This window comes from Bradyrhizobium sp. IAR9, assembly GCF_013408065.1.
GTDB lineage: Bacteria > Pseudomonadota > Alphaproteobacteria > Rhizobiales > Xanthobacteraceae > Bradyrhizobium.
This window is the reverse complement of sequence record NZ_JACBZW010000018.1, coordinates 22336-40405: the sequence shown is the minus strand read 5'-3', so window position 1 is coordinate 40405 and position 18070 is coordinate 22336. Positions and strand designations below refer to the sequence as shown.

The 18070-nt window shown below is 65.3% G+C and carries 14 protein-coding genes; 3 read left to right on the top strand and 11 right to left on the bottom strand.

Annotated features, from left to right (window positions below; genetic code table 11):
- Positions 1-89 precede the first annotated feature (89 nt).
- On the top strand, positions 90-2057 hold the full coding sequence (locus GGD67_RS34310) for a methyl-accepting chemotaxis protein (protein WP_179738977.1): 1968 nt from the start codon (positions 90-92) through the stop codon (positions 2055-2057).
- A gap of 176 nt (positions 2058-2233) precedes the next feature.
- On the opposite strand, the gene GGD67_RS34305 is transcribed toward GGD67_RS34310, so the two are convergent.
- A complete protein-coding gene (locus tag GGD67_RS34305) occupies positions 2234-2914 on the bottom strand; it encodes a TetR/AcrR family transcriptional regulator (RefSeq protein ID WP_179738975.1) in 681 nt (226 codons plus the stop codon).
- A 103-nt stretch (positions 2915-3017) separates the two neighbouring features.
- Between GGD67_RS34305 and GGD67_RS34300 the strand changes: the two genes are divergently transcribed.
- Positions 3018-3662, top strand: coding sequence for a glutathione binding-like protein (locus tag GGD67_RS34300; RefSeq protein WP_092254634.1), 645 nt, complete (start codon positions 3018-3020; stop codon positions 3660-3662).
- A 478-nt stretch (positions 3663-4140) separates the two neighbouring features.
- Here GGD67_RS34300 and GGD67_RS34295 read toward each other — a convergent pair whose 3' ends face one another.
- The 10 genes from GGD67_RS34295 to GGD67_RS34250 form a co-directional block, all read right to left on the bottom strand.
- Positions 4141-4425 carry a hypothetical protein gene (locus GGD67_RS34295; protein WP_179738973.1) on the bottom strand — a complete coding sequence of 95 codons (285 nt, stop codon included), beginning with the start codon at positions 4423-4425 and terminating at the stop codon, positions 4141-4143.
- 117 nt (positions 4426-4542) lie between these two features.
- Positions 4543-5847 (bottom strand): TRAP transporter large permease, encoded by a 1305-nt coding sequence (locus tag GGD67_RS34290; protein ID WP_179738971.1) that lies wholly within the window; start codon positions 5845-5847, stop codon positions 4543-4545.
- A gap of 31 nt (positions 5848-5878) precedes the next feature.
- Complete coding sequence (locus tag GGD67_RS34285; protein ID WP_179738969.1) at positions 5879-6472, bottom strand: TRAP transporter small permease subunit; 594 nt, start codon at positions 6470-6472, stop codon at positions 5879-5881.
- Positions 6473-6483: 11 nt separating this feature from the next.
- The gene (locus GGD67_RS34280) at positions 6484-7485 is read right to left on the bottom strand and encodes a TRAP transporter substrate-binding protein (protein WP_179738967.1); all 1002 of its coding nucleotides are present in this window, start codon (positions 7483-7485) and stop codon (positions 6484-6486) included.
- A gap of 33 nt (positions 7486-7518) precedes the next feature.
- On the bottom strand, positions 7519-9177 hold the full coding sequence (locus GGD67_RS34275; protein ID WP_179738965.1) for a hydantoinase B/oxoprolinase family protein: 1659 nt from the start codon (positions 9175-9177) through the stop codon (positions 7519-7521).
- A 2-nt stretch (positions 9178-9179) separates the two neighbouring features.
- Entirely contained in the window at positions 9180-11264 is a 2085-nt protein-coding gene (locus GGD67_RS34270; protein ID WP_179738963.1) for a hydantoinase/oxoprolinase family protein, read from the bottom strand.
- Between the two features lie 141 nt (positions 11265-11405).
- Entirely contained in the window at positions 11406-12227 is an 822-nt protein-coding gene (locus GGD67_RS34265) for an NAD-dependent protein deacetylase (protein WP_179738961.1), read from the bottom strand.
- 74 nt (positions 12228-12301) lie between these two features.
- Entirely contained in the window at positions 12302-14101 is a 1800-nt protein-coding gene (locus GGD67_RS34260; RefSeq protein WP_179738959.1) for a cation:proton antiporter, read from the bottom strand.
- 116 nt (positions 14102-14217) lie between these two features.
- Positions 14218-15054 (bottom strand): SDR family oxidoreductase, encoded by an 837-nt coding sequence (locus GGD67_RS34255; protein ID WP_179738957.1) that lies wholly within the window; start codon positions 15052-15054, stop codon positions 14218-14220.
- Between the two features lie 74 nt (positions 15055-15128).
- Positions 15129-16448 carry a solute carrier family 23 protein gene (locus GGD67_RS34250; RefSeq protein ID WP_179738955.1) on the bottom strand — a complete coding sequence of 440 codons (1320 nt, stop codon included), beginning with the start codon at positions 16446-16448 and terminating at the stop codon, positions 15129-15131.
- Between the two features lie 140 nt (positions 16449-16588).
- Here GGD67_RS34250 and GGD67_RS34245 point away from each other — a divergent pair, with 140 nt between their 5' ends.
- Positions 16589-17923: a dicarboxylate/amino acid:cation symporter gene (locus GGD67_RS34245; RefSeq protein ID WP_179738953.1), complete on the top strand. Its 1335-nt coding sequence runs from the start codon at positions 16589-16591 to the stop codon at positions 17921-17923.
- The last annotated feature ends 147 nt before the right edge of the window (positions 17924-18070 follow it).

The window sequence follows — 18070 nt, the reverse complement described above, 5'->3', positions numbered from 1 at the left end:
ACCACCGCGTTCCGCCGGTATCCCGTTCACTCTCTCTTAGCGTGAAGTTGATAAGCGGTGTTAACCAACGCTCAAACAACGAGTCGGACATGCGCGCGAGCCTCGGCCTCAGGATGCGGATCACGGTTGCCCTCGCGGTGACGGCGGCGGCAACCGCCCTGTTTGCGGTGCTCGGGGCGATGTGGATCATCGCTGGGATCATCGACCGCGCCGACCAGCGCGAGCTGCACAGCCATTATGATGCCCTTCAGTCGCGCATCGCCGAGGAATCGCACCGGGCCGCCGCCATGAGCACGGTCGTGGCCGCGATGCCGGCGACGCAGGATGCGATGGCCAAGCAGGACCGCAACGCTCTGATAGCCCTGTTCGGGCCGGTCTTTGCCGCGACCAAATCGGAATACGGTGTCGAGCAGTTCCAGTTTCATGTGGCGCCGGCGACCTCGTTCCTGCGTGTGCACCAGCCCGCGAAATTCGGCGACGATCTCTCCGGCTTCCGCAAGACCGTCGTCGTCGCCAACCAGGATCGCAAGGTCGTGGTCGGCCTCGAAGGCGGCGTTGCCGGGCTCGGCATCCGCGGCGTGGTGCCGATCGCGCAAGGGGCTAAGCATCTCGGCTCGGTCGAATTCGGCCTGACCTTCGGCCAGTCCTTCCTCGACGACTTCAAGACCAACCGCCATGTCGACGTCGCCTTCCACCTCGCCGACGGCTCGGGCTTCAAGCTGTTCGGCGGCACGCTGAAGGGCAAGAGCTTCTTCGACGCGGCCGATTACGGCCGCGCTACCACAGGCAGCTTCACGGTGAAGCGGGCCAAGCTCGACAACACGCCGGTGGCAGCGCTGCTCGGCCCGATCAAGGATTTTTCCGGAAAGCCGCTCGGCGCCGTCGAGCTGGTGATGGACAATGCCGATTACGAGGCCTCGGCCGACCGCGCCTGGATGCTCGCGATCGCAATCGCCGCGATCGGGCTCGTGCTTGCCGCCATCGTCGGCTATCTCATCGCCCGCAGCATCTCGCGTCCGATCCTCTCCATCACGTCCGTCATGCGCGAGCTCGCGGACGGCCGGACCGACGTCACCATCCCCGCCAGCAAGGCGAACGACGAAGTCGGGGCGATGGTGAAGGCGGTCGCGGTGTTCCGCGACAACGCCGTCAACTTTGGCAAGCTTCAGGCCGAGCAGCTGGAAGCCAAGGCGCAGTCCGAAGCGGAGAAGCGGCGCGCCTTCGCCGCGCTTGCCGACAATTTCGAGGCCAGCATCCGCGACGTCGTCACCACGGTGTCCTCGGCTGCGGTCGAGATGGAGCATACGGCGCGGTCGATGTCGGCCATCGTCGAGCAGTCCCGACAGCAGACGCGCGCGGTGTCGTCGGCCTCGACACTGGCCTCGGAGAATGTGCAGACCGTCGCAGCGGCGGCGGAAGAGCTGTCCTCGTCGATGACCGAGATCAGCCGGCGCCTCGCCCACGCCACCGAAGTGGTGGGCAAGGCCGCGAGCGACGGCCGGCGCTCGAACGAGCGCGTGCAGAGCCTGGCAGACGCGGCGCAGAAGATCGGCGACGTCGTCTCCTTCATCAACGGCATCGCGGGCCAGACCAACCTGCTGGCGCTGAACGCGACGATCGAAGCGGCGCGCGCGGGCGAAGCCGGCCGCGGCTTTGCCGTGGTCGCTTCCGAGGTCAAGGCCCTGGCGACGCAGACGGCGAAGGCGACCGAGGAAATCGGCGCCCAGGTCCACGCGGTGCAGGGCGAGACATCAGGCGCTGTGGACGGCATCCAGTCGATCTGCGCGACGATCCAGCAGGTCGACGAAATTTCCGCCGCGATCGCCGCAGCCGTCGGCCAGCAGGGCACGGCGACGCAGGAGATCGCCCAGAACGTCCAGCAGGCGGCTGCCCGCACCGGCGAGGTCTCGCAGAACATCTCCGGTGTCACCGCCGGCATCGCCGCGACGGGCACGGCGGCCGAGGAGGTGCTGGGTTCGGCGATCGAGCTGTCGAAGCAGTCGCAGCGACTGCGGGACGAGGTGGATCGCTTCCTCGCGCAGATTCGCGCGGCGTAGTTGGGACGCAGGATCGCGCAGCATACTCACTGTCGTCCCCGCGAAGGCGGGGACCCATAACCCCAGGGAGAAGTTGTTAGGCGAGCTGGTAACTCCGAGTCTTCGCCAAACTCCTCCCCGTGGTTATGGATCCCGGATCTGCGCTCCGCTTCGCTGCGCTTGTCCGGGACGACAGCCTACTCCTTGCCCCCCACCATCACGTCGATCGCGCCCTTCACGATCGCCTCCAGCTCCTTGCGCGACACGCGCGCGCGCGAGCGGATGGCGATGGTGTGGACGGTGGCTGATGCGATCTGTGCCAGCACGACCGGATCGGCGCTCTCCGGCAGCTCGCCCTTCTCCTTGGCGCGGCGGAAGCAGCTCGCAAAGGCCTTGTCGAGCTCGGTGAGACCGTCGAGCACCATGGCGCGAATCTCGGGATCGCCAACGGCTTCTGACGCCGCGGTCACCACCGTGAAGCAGCCGCGCGGGCCGGTCTCGCCTGAGAGATAGATGCTCAGCGCGGAGGCGAAGATGCGCTCCAGCCGCTGACGCACCGGCATTTCCTCGCGGAAGATCGCGGCCATGGAAGCCCGCGCGTCCTCGCGGTAGCGTTGATAGCTCTTGATGTAGAGCTCGCGCTTGTCGCCGAAGGCGCCGTAGAGACTCGGTCGGTTCATCCCGGTCGCTTCGCTCAAATCATCGAGCGAGGTCGCGGCAAAACCCTGCTTCCGGAACAGGTCGAGCGCCTTGCCGAGTGCAACGTCAGGCTCGTAGGCACGCGGACGGCCGCGGCGCTTAGGTTGGCCGCCGCGCTCGGGTTGGCCGCGGCCCTCGGGCTCATTGGCAGCAGCTGGCGGCTTCGATTTTTGTACCATTTCGCAAATTAATCCTTGACCAACCTCATATTATGCAAGATGGTACAAAAATCAATCTGGCCAGGTTGAGCGAAATCCCAGGAATTGCCCAAGGAGGCTACAGATGGATCTCTATTTCTCGCCGCTCGCCTGTTCGATGGCAACCCGCGTCGCGCTGTATGAAGCCGGTGCCGAGGCCAACTATCTCGAGGTCGACCCGCCGACCAAGACCGTGCTGAGCGACGGCTCCGACTTCCGCGCCGTCAATCCGATCGGCCTGGTGCCGACGCTGCGCACCGACGAGGGCGTGGTTCTGACCGAGAACGCGGCAATCCTGCAATACGTCGCCGACCGCTTCCCGCAATCCGGGCTGGGCGCCGCAGAGGGCATCGAACGCACCCGCCTGCATCAATGGCTCTGCTTCGTCGGCACCGAGCTTCATAAGGGCCTCTTCATCCCGCTGCTCGACCGCAAGGCGCCGCAGGAGGCCAAGGCCTATGCCCTCGAGAAGAACCTGTCGCGGCTCGACTATCTCGACAACTACCTGAAGGGGCGCGACTTCCTGCTCGACCATTTCAGCGTCGCCGACGCCTATCTGGTCACGGTCATCAACTGGACCATGGCGACGCCGCCGATCGAGCTCGCGAAATGGCCGAACGTGAAGGCCTATTACGAGCGCCTGCGCCAGCGGCCGTCAGTCGCGAAGGCGGTCGCTGAAGAGTTCGAGCTGTACAAGGCCGAGCTCGCGCGCAAGAAGGCGGCGGCGTAAGCCGAGCTGAACACCCCTTCGCTCTTGCTCGCGCAAGTCGTCCCGGTCGACAAGCCGGGACGACGTTTGGCGCGCCTCTCTCGTGTCCCGGACGCGCGGCAGCGTTCTTACGCTGCTGCGCTGCATCCGGGGCACGAGACCGATTTTTTTGCGATAGACGATAGACATGGCTGCTCATCCTCGCGGCTTGTTTCGCCCGAGCTTTTGCTGATCTCTTCCGCCCTCTCGAAAGCAAGGGCGCAGGGAAGGCCGGGCGCCGGCTGGCACCCGAAGTCCCGCGTGTGCTAAAGAAGCGCGCACGGGGTGGACGACAGGTGACGCCGGGACATCCCGGCCTTCCCTGCGCGGATGGTTTTCACGGTGTCCTTCGTGCTCTCCCCGGGGAGCGATGCACTATTGCCCCCGTCGCCTTGCGGATGATCGATGCGCGCCGGTTGGCGCGACATCTCCGCAGGACTTGACGCACAGACCCCGGGCGTCAGGACCACACGACTTCTCCGTCCGCGCACATCTTCGCTGGGTTCTCCACGGCTGGCGTGCGCTCGCCGTCGAGGCCATTCGAAGACGCTGTCAGCGCCGTGTCGTATCGCGCCTGTCGCTGCTCACGGTTGCCCGCCCTGCAGCCACCATTCGCGCCGACGCCGTCGCGGCCACCGCATCCCGGCCCGCGCTTCGTGACGATCGCGAAACGCCCCTTGTGGCAGGCGGGATGGCGCGGTTGTACGGCAAAACCGAACTTCTGTAAATTCGAATATTTTTGCAAGCAGCTATCGACCCAGTGCTGGCGTGTTTTGCCCGTCGGGCAACACAACGGATGGTAGGTGGGACGAGCCGGGCGGCCTGGCCGGGGAGCTATCGAAAGTCGGCGACGAGATGTCGATTACCCGTACAGCACCCGCGGTAAAATCGTGACGATGCCGGGCCAGAGCGTCAGCAGCAGCACGAAGCCGATCATGATCATGAGATAAGGCATCGTGACGCGCGCGATGTAGCCGAGGCCATCTTCCGTCAGGCCCTGGATCACGAACAGGTTGAAGCCGACGGGCGGGGTGATCTGCGCCATCTCGACCGCAAGCACGAGGAAGATGCCGAACCAGATCTCGTCGAATCCTGCTCCCTTCACGATGGGCAGCACGATCGGCAAGGTCATCACGATCATCGAGAAGCCGTCGAGGAAGCAGCCGAGGATCAGGTAGAAGACGATCAGCACGACGATCAACATGAAGGGCGACAGGCCGAGCCCCTTGACGAAGGCGGCGACGGCCTGCGGGATGCCGAGGAAGGCCGCGGCATTGCCGAGGATCGAGGCGCCGAGCACGATCAGCGCGATCATCGAGCAGGTCACGACCGAGCCGATCAGCACGTCGCGCATCACCTGCTGCGACATCGAGCCCTGCGCCCAGGCAACCAGCGCGGCGCCGAGCACGCCGACGGCGGCGGCTTCCGACGGCGTCGCGAGCCCGCCATACATCGAACCGAGCACGCAAACGATCAGGAACAATGCCGGCGCGAGATCCTTCAGCGCGGCGAAGCGCTCGCTCCAGGGCACCTGCGAAAGCTTCGCTTCCGTCTCCGGCACCATCGCGGGCTTGAGGCTCGTATGCAGCATCACCCAGCCCATGAAGGTTGCGGCGAGCAGAAGTCCGGGCAGCACGCCGGCGGTGAACAGCTTCAGGATCGAGACGTCGCCGAGCACGCCGTAGATGATCATGATGTTGGACGGCGGGATCAGGAAGCCGAGCGTGCCGGCGCCCGCGAGCGAGCCGATCGCGATGTCGCGCGAATAGCCGCGGCGCAGCAACTCGTTGAGCGACATGCGGCCGATCACCTGCGTGGTCGCGGCCGACGAACCGGAGATCGCCGCGAAGATGGTGCAGCCGATCACGTTGACATGCAGCAGCCGGCCCGGCAGAAGCCCGGCCCAGGGCGCCAGCCCCTGAAACAGCGAGCGCGACAGGCGGGTGCGAAACAGCAGCTCGCCCATCAGGATGAACAGCGGCAGCGCCAGCAGCTCCTGCGTGGTCAGGATGTTCCAGGCATATTGCGGCAACAGCTTGTCGAGCGGGATCGAGCGGAACATCGCGAGCAGAAGCGTCGCGGTGAGCGCTAGCGTGAGGCCGATCCACACGCCGCAGGCAAGCAGCGCAAACAGGATCGCGAACAGGGCGACGACTTCGATGGTCATGCGATCTTGAATCCGGGTGCGGGCGCGGCTGTCATTCGACGGGCGAGGCCTTCATGCGATGATCCTCCAGCGGCAGGCCGAGCACGGCCTGGATCGCGCGCGCCAGGAACTGGAGCGTGAGCAGCAGCATGCCGAAGGTGACGACGGCTTCCGGAAACCACAGCGGCGTATCGCTGGAGGTCGAGACTTGGCCGCGCGTATACGCGGCAAAGGCGAACTTCGCCATGGCCGAGGTCAGGAACGCCATGAAGGCGAAGCCGGCGGCCGCCGAGAGGATCTCGAGCCCGCGCTGCACCGGCACTGGTGCATTCTTCAGCAGCAGCACGACGCGGATATGGCCGCCGACGCGCAAGGTCATGGCGGCGCCGAAGGTGAAGGAGGCCGCCATCAGATAAGACGAGTACTCCCAGGCAATCGAGATCGTCGGCGGAAAGAACGGCAGGAAGTTCGAGAGGAAGCGCGTTGCGACCTCGCACAGCATCAGCAACGTCAGCATCAACAGGCAACCGCCGCCGATCCAGCCGTCGAGCCGGCCGAGACGGTCGATTCCGTCGAGCAGGATGCGCAGCGGCACTGGTGCCGCCGCATTGAGGCTTTGCGGTGCTTCGGGCGAAACGCTCACCACGATCCCGCCCCTCAGCCGCGCTTCATTTCGGCGAGATAGGCCCGCACCGGCTTGTCGGCCGCCGGCACGCGCTTGAGGAAGGCATCCAGCTGCGGCGCGGTCTTGGCTCGGATATCCGTCATCATCGCGCCAGAGACCGGCACCACCTCCATGCCGCCCTCCTTGAGGCGGTTGAGGCTGTCGACGTCGGCCTTGAGCGAGTTCGCCCAGAAGCCCGGCTCCATCTTTGCAGCGATATCGCCCACGAGCTTCTGCTGATCCGCGGGAAGCGCCTTCCAGGAATCCAGATTGACGGTGAGCATCTGCGACGACCAGACGTGGTTGGTCGGGTAGACATATTTCAGGAATTCCCAGAACTTGCCGTCGACGCCCGACACAGACGAGGTCGAGACCCCGGCCACCGCGCCGGAGGCGAGCGCGGGAATCGTTTCGCCCCAGGGGATCATCACGGCGGCCATGCCGATCGCATTCAGCATATCGACCGCATTCTTGTCGGGCACGCGGATCTTGATGTTCTTCAGGCCCTCGACGTCGGCGACCTTCGCCTTGAGGTGCAGATATTGCGTCGGCCACGGCACGATGTAGAGGATCTTCTGGTTGTTGCGCGCGGCGATCTTCTCGTATTCGGGTCGCACATATTTGTGCAGCACCTTGAGCTCGTCCACGGAGCCGCAGAGGAAGGGAATGCTCTCGACGCCCATGAAGGGCTCGTCGCCGACCTGCTGGATGTTGAGGACGTCGGCGAGCGGCACCAGGCCGTCGCGCACGGCGCGCAAATGCTCGGGCCCCTTGAAGCCGAGCTGGCCACCGGCCTTGACGGTGATCGCGACCGCACCGCCGGTCTGCTTCTTCACCTCTTCGGCAAAAGCCATCGCGTTCTGGGTGTGGAAATTGCCGTCGGGCCAGACCGTCGACATGTCCCAGCTCGTCGTCGCCGCCCGGGCGCGGGTCGAGATGTGACCGGTGGCGAGCAGCGTCGCTGCGCCCGCGGTGAAGTTCCGTCGCGTGATCATTGCTCCCCTCCGTTGATCAAGCGCACTGACATGTCAGCGCGCGTACCCATAAACTGCAGCCGCATTGTCGGCGGACACAAGCCCGCTTTCGATATCGTCCTTGACCGCCGCACGATCGCGCGTCGTGGGAGCACCGATGCCGGCGCCGCCGGGCGTCAGCACCACCAGCCGGTCGTCCGGCGGCACCTGCTGAAAGCCTTTGCCACGCAGCTTTTTTCCGGACTTGAGGCCGACATAGCCGGCCTCGCCGTTCTGGCCGCCATCGCGTCCGCGCGGCGGATGATCGATGCGGTCGAACGCCGCCAGGATGTCGAACGGCGCATCGACGCCGCTACCGACCTCGATGATCTGCCCAAGGCCGCCGCGGGTGCGCCCTGCCCCGCCGGAATCCGGACGCAGCTCCTTGCGCCAGAAGATCAGCGGCGTCTGCGTCTCCGCGATCTCGACCGGCGTGCCGCGCACGCCGCTGGGATAGGCGGTGGCCGACAGCCCGTCCTTGCCGAAGCGCGCGCCGGTGCCCCCATTCGATGTCACCGCCATCGAGAACCCGTAATTGCCGCCGACGCCGGAGCGGGTCTGGCCGCGGACGTTGAGATTCCACAGGCACGAGGTGCCTTCAGCGGGCACGCGCTCGGGAATGATCTGACGCAGGCAGCCGAACACGACGTCGGGCAGCATCTGGCCGATGATGTGGCGCGAGGCGACCGGCGCCGGCTTGGGTGCATTGAGGATCGCACCTGCGGGCGCCGATACCGTCAGCGGCGACAGCGAGCCGGCATTGTTGGGAATCTGCGAGGCGACGACACAGCCGAGGCCGAACACGGTGTAGGCGGTGGTGTAGGACAAGGGCACGTTGATGCCGAACTTCGAGGCCGCGGAGGTGCCGTCGAAATCGACATGGATGCCCGCATCCGAGATCGTCAGCGTCGCCGCCAGCGTCACCGGCGCATCATAGCCGTCGACCACCATGGTGTTGCGCCAGCTGCCCTTCGGCAGTTTCGCGATCTCGGCGAGAACCGCCTCGCGCGAACGGTCGCAGACGTAGTCGCCGAGCTCGTCGAGCGTGTCGATACCGAACTCGGTCGTCATCTCGACCAGGCGCTCGCAGCCGACGTCGTTGCAGCCGGCCAGCGAATAGGTGTCGCCTTCGGTATCGATCGGCAGACGCGTGTTGGTGCGGATCATCGCCATCAGCGTCTCGTTGACGACGCCCTGGTCGATCAACTTCAGCATGGGGATGTAGAGCCCCTCCATGAACACGTCGGTGGCGTCGGGCCCGAAGCCGATGCCGCCGATGTCCATGAGATGGCTGGTGCAGGAGAACAGCGCGACCGGTTTGCCGTCCTTGAAGCAGGGCGTGGTGACGACGAAGTCGTTGAGATGACCGGTGCCCATCCAGGGATCGTTGGTGATGTAGGCATCGCCCTCCTTCATCGTCTCGATCGGGAAGTGGTTGATGAAGTGCTTGACCGATTCCGCCATCGAATTGACGTGACCGGGCGTGCCGGTCACCGCCTGCGCCAGCATCCGCCCCTTGAGGTCGAACACGCCGGCCGAGAGGTCGCCGCATTCGCGCACGATCGGGCTGAAGGCGGTGCGGAGCAGCACCTGCGCCTGCTCCTCGACCACGGCGATCAGCCGGTGCCACATGATCTGAAGGTCGATCAGGCTCGCGCCATTTGCCTTGCTCATGATCAGGCCGCCTTTCGTTCCATGACGATGCTGCCGGCACCGTCGATATGGGCGTCAAAACTGGTGGAGACGAAGGTCGAGGTCTCGTCCTCCGCGATCACGGCCGGGCCTGCGATGGTCGCGCCCGGCGCCATGTCCTCGCGGCGATAGAGCGGGATCTCGATCAGCTCGCCGGCGCGGCCGTCGAAGAATTTGCGGCTGCCGACAGCCTTCCCTGCGGGCTTGCGCGTGACGGCCGCAACGGTGGGCGGATTGCGCGCCTCGGTGGTCGCTAGCACCGACCAGCTCAGCACTTCGATGGCGGCGCCCGGAATCGGCCGCTCGAACATCGCGGAATAGTCCGCCTCGAACTTCTGGCGAAGGCCGGCGAGATCAGCCGTCGTCAGCCGCCGGTTCGGCAGCTCGACCGAGATCTCATGGCCCTGGCCGACATAGCGCATGAAGGCGGCACGGCGCTCGCGCACCGGCGCACCGGCGGCGCCAGGCTCGACCAGCGCGCGCGCCTCGGTCACCATCTCCTGCAGGAGATCCGACACCGCTTCGGTGTCGAAATCATCGAGCCGGACATGTCGGCTGCGCACCAGCTCATAGGCGATCGGAGCGGCAAGAAAGCCGACGGCCGAGCCGACACCGGCATTGGACGGCACGATCACCCGGGAGACGCCGATCTTCTCGGCAACGCGCGCCGCATGCAGCGGCGCGGCACCGCCAAAGGCGATCAAGGTGTGCTGGCCGACGATCTCGCCGCGCTCGACCGCATGGACGCGCGCCGCGCTCGCCATGTTCTCGCAGACGACCTCGTGCACGGCATAGGCCGCAGTCTCTGCCGACAGGCCCAGCGGCTCGCCGACATCGCGCAGCAGCGCCTGCTTCGAAAGTTCCGGGTCGAGCTTGATCGTACCGGCCGCAAAAGCATCGGGATCGATCATGCCGAGCGCTACGTCCGCATCGGTCACGGCCGGACGCTGGCCGCCGCGGCCATAGCAGGCCGGGCCCGGCTCGGACGAGGCACTCTCGGGCCCGACGGTGACGCGCTTCATCGCATCGACATGCGCGATCGAGCCGCCGCCGGCGCCGATCTCGACCATCTCGATCACGGGAATACGCACCGGCAAGCCGGAGCCTTTGAGGAAACGCGCAGCGCGATCGACCTCGAATACGCGCGAAGTCTCGGGTTGGTACTTTTCGATCAGGCAGATCTTTGCCGTGGTGCCGCCCATATCGAAGGACAGGACCTTGCTCTCGCCAAGACGCGCCGCGATCTGCGCCGCGAAGATTGCGCCGCCGGCAGGCCCGGACTCGACGAGGCGCACCGGAAAGCGCCGTGCCGTCTCGATCGAGGTGACGCCGCCACCTGACGTGACGAGATAGATGGCGCCGCGGAACTGCTCGACCTGCAAGGCGTCGGCCATGCGGGCGAGATAACCGTCGATCAGGGGTTGCACATAGGCGTTCGCGACCGCTGTCGATGTGCGCTCATACTCGCGGATCTCCGGGCAAACGGCCGAGGACACCGTCACGGAGATGCCTGGCATCTCCTCGGCCAGGATCGCGGCCGCACGTCGCTCGTGCTCGGGATTGGCATAGGAGTGCAGGAAGGCGATCGCAACGCTCGCGACGCCCAGCTCACGCAATTTCGGCGCGAGTGCACGCACCGACGCTTCGTCGAGCGGGAGACGGACCGCGCCGTGGGCGTCGACGCGCTCGGGCACGGTGAAACGCAAACTGCGCGGCGCCAGCGGCCTCGGCTTGTCGATTCCGAGATCATATTGGTCGTAGCGGCTTTCGGTGCCGATATCGAGCACGTCGCGAAAGCCTTCGGTCGCGATCAGGGCCGTCTTGGCACCGCGGCGCTCGATGATGGCGTTGGTCGCCAGCGTGGTGCCGTGAATGAAGACGTCGATGTCGCTGATATGCGCGCGCGCATCGGCGAGAATGAGACGCATCCCGTCCAGCACGGCCTGTTCGGGACGCTGCGGCGTCGTCAGCACCTTGCGCGTCTTGCGATCCTGACCCACGTCCAGCACGATGTCGGTGAACGTGCCACCGATATCAACGGCAAGCCGCACCTCGGCTCCCTCAAGCATTCCAAATTCTCCGCGCTGATCGTCAAGACTGGGGTCGAAAGCGCAGCAATTTCCATGCCATGGACGACGAGGACAACGCCGCGCCCGGCCATTCTGCTTGCCACCTATGCAATAGGCAAGACGTGTTCGGCGCTGGCGCGATCAGAGCAGGAATGCAAGCGCCGCCTCGCAGCGCTCCTCGACCTTCAGCGTCAGGAGATCGTCGGCGCGGGTGCGTCCGAGATTGACCGCCGCGATCGGAATATTGCGCTGCGCGGCAGCCTGCACGAAGCGGAATCCGGAATAGACCATCAGTGAGGATCCGACGACGAGCATGGCATCAGCCTGCGCCAGATGATCCTTCGCGGTGGCGACGATGTCGCGGGGTACGTTCTCGCCGAAGAACACGACGTCGGGCTTGAGGATGCCGCCGCAGGCTTCGCAAGGAGGCACCTGGAAGGACGAAAAATCCTCGTGCTCCAGATCAGCGTCGCCATCGGGTGCATCGGCCGCATCGAGCGTCAGCCATGCCGCATTCGCGCGACCAAGCGCGTGCTGAAACTCATCGCGCGGCGTCTTGCGGCCGCAGCCCATGCAGCGAACCAGGTCGAGCCGGCCGTGCAGGTCGATCACCTGCCTATGGCCGGCGGACTGATGCAGCCGGTCTACATTCTGGGTCAGCAGCATCCCGCACCGGCCGTTGGCCTCGAGCCGGGCCAGCGCGTGATGCGCATCGTTCGGGCGAGCCTGGCCGAACCGCCGCCAGCCGATCAGGCTGCGCGCCCAATAGCGCCGCCGCGTATGCTCGTCCGACATGAAGGACTGGAAGTTGACCGGCTGGGTCCGCTTCCAGTCGCCGTTGCTGTCGCGATAATCGGGAATGCCCGAATTGGTGCTGCAGCCGGCGCCGGTCAGCACGAACAGCTTTTCGTGCCGGCCGACGAAATCCTGGAGCGGGGAGCTTGCCCGTGGAGCGTTTGCCATGGCGCAGATGTAGTCTGCGCGGGCCGGTTTTGCCAGATCATCGCAGTCCGCGGCGCATAGCGACCCCGGATGGGCTATCGCGGGGATTGGCGGCCGGTGAGATCGAGCGGACGCGCTTTCTCTTGTCCGGCAACGCGGGCGGCTTGCTGCAGCGTCAGCCGGAATTCATCCCGCTTCTCGTGCACCGAGGCTATCGCATGCCCGACCGCAACTCCGAGGCCGACCAGTGCGGCTTCGGAAAGCTGCAGGCTTGCCTCGATGGTTTCCGGCACCGCATCGGTTGCGCCGATCGCATAGAGGTGGCGGGCATGGTCGGCGTCCCGCGCACGTGAAACGATCAGCACATCCGGCCGCACCGCCCGGATCCGCTCGACGACAGCATCGATCGCCGGCCGCGACTGGATGGTAATGATCACACCGGTCGTCTGCATCAGGCCGCAAGCTTCGAGGAAACCCGGTTCCGTCGCGTCACCAAAATAGACCTTGTGGCCGTCGCGGCGGTCGCGCGCCACGGCGACTGCCTCGTGATCGACCGCGATGTAGTTCAGGCCGTGGCTGGTGAGCAGCGAACAGACGACTTTCCCAACGCGGCCGTAGCCGACCACGATGGCCTGCGCCCGGTCGCCGGGCGGCCGAACCGCCAGTTCGGGATCGGGCGAGCGCTCAGGACCCAGCTTCGCGGCCAGTCGGCGTCCGAGCATGCTCAAGAGCGGCGTCAAGGCCATCGTCACCGCGGTGACGGCGACGGCAAAGCTCGACACGCGAGGCTCGATCAGACCGCCGGCCACCGCCATCCCGATGCTGACGAACGCGAATTCACCGACGGGACCCAGCAGGAAGCCGATCTCGACCGCCGTTGCCCAGGAGAGCTTGAACAGCCGGCCGAGGAGGATGAGCACGATCGCCTTGCCGACGAGAATGCCGATGACCGCGGCCAGCAGCCAACCAGGCTCGCGCATGAACACGCGGAAGTCGATGGCCATACCGACCGTGAAGAAGAAGATGCCCAGCAGCAGGCCTTTGAACGGCTCGACGGTGGCCTCGATGGCCTTGCCATATTCGGTCTCCGCCAACATCAGTCCCGCAACGAATGCTCCGAGCGCCATCGACAGGCCTGCCTGGTGCGCGGCAATCCCTGCGCCGACGATGACGAACAAGGTCGCGGCAACAAACAGCTCCGTCGAATGGGTGCCAGCAACCATCTGGAACAGCGGCCGCATCAGCAGCCGCCCGAGCAGAGTGAGGACAGCGACGGCCAGCGCGGCCTTCAGGATTGCGCTGGAGATGTGCGTCAACACCGAGTCGCCGCTGCCGGCGCCGAGCACCGAGACGAAAACCAGAATGGGAACGACTGCGAGGTCCTGGGCCAGCAGCACCGAGAAGGTCGCGCGGCCGGCAGTGGTCGCAAGTCGTTTCTCAGTGGACAAAAGCTCGAGCACGATCGCCGTCGAGGACAGCGCAAGGCTCGCGCCCAGGATGACGGCCGTATCCGAGCTCTGCCCGGTGAGAAGCGCCGCGCCAAAGATCATGGCGGACGTCGCCAGCACCTGCAGGCCGCCAAGCCCGAACACCAGGCGTCGCATCGTGACGAGCCGCCTGAAAGACAGCTCGAGCCCGATCAGGAACAGCAGGAATACGATGCCGAGATTGGCGATCCCCTCGACGTTCTGCGCGTCCGCGACGGTGAACCAGTACAGGAACGGAAGGTCCTTGACGAGCGAGCCGAGCCCGAGCGGGCCGAGAATGGCGCCGGCGCCGAGATAGCCCAGCACGGGATTGATGCCCCAATGGCGGACAATCGGCACCACGACACCGGCCGTGCCGAGGACCACCAGCGCGTCGCTGTAGGCATTGATGTTGATGCTTGTGGTCACGAGCCCTTCATGTGTCGACGCTTGCCAATAGCGGCAGCGTCGTCCACGGTCGATAGCACACGGCGCCGCAGACCCCTACCCGGACCAACCGCCATCCTCGCAGTTTCAAACCGAGATCAACTCGCCCAGTTCTCGCGAAACTCGGGGAATAGCGTCAGGCCTCCGCAAGCGTACAGGGTCTGCCCGGTGATGTAGCTCGCATCGTCGGACGCGAGGAAGGCGAACACGGCGGCGATCTCCTCCGGCGTGCCGACACGCCCCATGGGAATGTGGCTGGTGACGACGCCGCGCTTTTCGGGATCGCCGGTCCAGGCCGCGTTGATCGGCGTGTCGATCGCGCCAGGCCCGACCGCGTTGACGCGAATGCCGCGGCCGGCGAATTCCAGTGCCAGCGTGCGTGTCAGATTGGCCATGCCGCCTTTGCTGATCGAATAAGCGAGATAGCCCGGCTTCGGGATGATCTGATGCACGCTGGAGCAGTTGATGATGGAGCCCCCTCCGCCGCGCGCGACGAAGTGCGCGAGCGCCTTCTGCGCGCAGAGCACGGCGCCGTTCAGGTTGACGTCGATGATCCGGCGATAGGTCTCGATGTCGAGCGCCTCGCTCGGCGATTCCTTCTGGAAGCCGGCATTGTTGACGAGACAATCGAGACGCTTCCAGCGCGAAAGGATCGCCTCGAACATCGCAGCAATCTCTTGCTCGTCGGCGACATTGGCCTTGACGATGCGATGATCGGGCGCGCCGTGGCCGCGATCACTCGAAGCGGCCCGCACGAGCGCGAGCGTCTCCTCCGCCCGCTCATCGTGCTCGAAATAATTGATGGCGACGGTTGCGCCTTCCTGGGCGAGCCGGATGGCGACGGCGCGGCCAATGCCTTGCGAGGCGCCGGTCACCAGGGCGTATTGGCCGACGAGGCGCGAGGGAAAGGAGGTCGAGCGATCGGTTTGCGGCATGGATTTTCTCCGGGGATGCTCATCATCGACGGACGGCGCGTTTTGTTCCATCCCCTTTCGTGCATCGCTGGGATTCATTCCGCGCGGCGCGCCAGTGGCGAGGTCAGAATCTGATAGAGAATGATGGCGCCAAAAGTTGCGGTGCCGATCCCGCCGATCGTGAACGCGCCGAATTTGAGCGTGAGGTCGCCCGCCCCGGCGGTCAGCGCCACGGCGACAGTGATCAGGTTTGCAGGATTGGCGAAGTCGACCTTGTTCTCGACCCAGATCCGGCCGGCCATCGCCGCAATCAGCCCGAACAGCACGATCGAGAGGCCGCCAATGACGGGCCCCGGGATCGACAGGATCAGCGCGCCGAATTTCGGCGAGAAGCCGAGCAGGATCGACACGATGGCGGCGAAGGCAAACAGCAATGTCGAATAGACCTTCGTCGCCGCCATCACGCCGATGTTTTCGGCATAGGTGGTGACGCCGGTGCCGCCGCCGCAGGCCGCCACGATGGTAGCCAAGCTGTCGGCGAACAGGGCGCGGCCGAGATAGGCATCGAGACTCCGGCCCGTCATGGCGCCGACGGCCTTGATGTGACCGAGATTCTCGGCGACGAGAATGATCGCAACCGGCGCGATCAGGAAGATCGCATCGGCCTGGAATGTCGGCGTGGTGAAGCTCGGCATGCCGAACCATGCCGCGGCTGAGAGTTGCGCGAAGTCGATCGGCTTGCCGAAACCGAGGCCGTTGGCGAACAGCAGGTACAGAAGATATCCGCCGATCGCGCCGAGGATGATCGGCAGGCGGCGCCACAAGCCTGGGGCGGCTACGGCCACCACGCCGATGATCAGGACGGTCGCGAGACCGATTCCGGTGTCGAACGCATTCGCGCTCACCGCCTTGACCGCCACGGGCGCGAGGTTGAGTCCGATCGCGGCGACCACGGCACCGGTGACGGCCGGCGGCAGCAGCCGCTCGATCCAGCCGACTCCCGACCACATCACGATCAGCGCGATCACGCCATAGAGCACTCCGGCTCCGACGATGCCGCCGAGCGCGACCGAAATATTGGGATTCGCCCCCTGCCCGGCATAGCCTGTGGCCGCGATGACGACGGCGATGAACGCGAAGCTCGAGCCGAGATAGCTCGGCACGCGACCGGCGACGATGACGAAGAAGATCAGCGTGCCGATGCCGGAGAACAGGACGGCGACATTGGGATCGAACCCCATCAGCAGCGGCGCGATGATCGTCGAGCCCGACATCGCGACGCAATGCTGGAGACCGGAGACGATGGTCTGGCCCCATGACAGCCGCTCCTCCGGCATGATCACGCCCGAGGTCTTCAACGTCCAACGCGGGAAATAGCCTTGCTGTTGCCGGCCGGAGCCTGATGAAGTCGACATGTTCCCCCCAGTTGCGGTGCAGCGATCGATCTTCGTGCGAACAGACAAAAATGTGATTGTCGCTTCTGCGGCGACCATCACATGATGCAAGCCATGCAAGATCGAAATCACGCAAAATCAATGCGTTCCGGGGCCACTCTATGACACAAGTCGCGATCCAGCCAGCCATCCATCGCCGGCATCAGCCCTGGTACAAGATCCTCTACGTGCAGGTGCTGATCGCAATCGTGCTCGGCGTGCTGATCGGCTATTTCTACCCCGATCTCGGCAAGGCCTTGAAGCCGCTCGGCGACGGCTTCATCGCGCTGATCAAGATGATGATCGCGCCGGTGATCTTCTGCACCGTGGTGCACGGCATCTCCTCGATGGGCGATCTCAAGAGGGTCGGCCGGGTCGGGCTGAAGTCGCTGATCTATTTCGAGACGGTCTCGACCGTCGCGCTCGCGGTCGGCCTCCTGGTCGGCGAGATTCTCCAGCCCGGGCACGGCTTCAACATCGATCCCGCCACGATCGATCCGAACTCGGTGGCCACCTACGTCACCAAAGCCAAGGAAGAGGGCATCGTCGCCCATCTGATGGCGATCATCCCCGACAGCTATTTGGGCGCGATCGCGCGCGGCGACCTTTTGCAGGTGCTGCTGATCTCGATCCTGTCCGGCTTCGCCATCGCCTTCCTCGGCAAAGCCGGCGAGCCCATTGCGGACGCGATCGACAAGGCCGCAAAGATGTTCTTCGGCATCATCCGCATCATCGTGCGCGTCGCCCCGATCGGCGCGTTCGGCGCGATGGCCTTCACGGTCGGCGCCTACGGCCTCGGCTCGCTGATCAACCTCGCCGCCCTGATCGGCACGTTCTATCTCACCAGCATGCTGTTCGTGCTCGTGGTGTTAGGGGCAATCGCGCGGCTCGCCGGCTTCTCGATCCTCCGCTTCATCGCCTACATCAAGGACGAGCTGCTGATCGTGCTCGGCACCTCGTCCTCCGAGACCGTGCTGCCGCAGATGATCCAGAAGATGGAGCATCTCGGCGCCTCGCGCTCGGTGGTCGGCCTCGTGATTCCGACCGGCTACAGCTTCAACCTCGACGGCACCAACATCTACATGACGCTGGCGACGCTGTTTCTGGCGCAGGCGACCAACACGCATCTGACCATCTGGCAGGAGCTCGGCATCCTCGGCATCGCCATGATCACCTCGAAGGGCGCCTCGGGCGTGACCGGAGCAGGCTTCATCACGCTCGCCGCGACGCTGTCAATCGTGCCTGACATCCCGATCCAGTCGATCGCGATCCTGGTCGGCATCGACAAGTTCATGAGCGAATGCCGCGCGCTGACCAATCTGATCGGCAACGGCGTCGCCTGCATCGTCATCAGCATCTCCGAAGGCGAGCTCGATCGCGAGGCGCTGCATGAGACCATGGCCCATCCGCTCGAGATCGGCGAAGCGCTCGAGCCGGGCGGGAGTGCAGCATCGTAGGTTGCAAACCAGCCGGCTCAGCGCGATTCCGACGCGGTAGTTTCCCGGAGTGGTCAATTGCTGCAGGACGCGTCACAACAGTTGCGTTGGGATCACGGATTGATACTCATTTTTTCCACCCGACGCGCTGGGGGCAGGGCGTCGGGT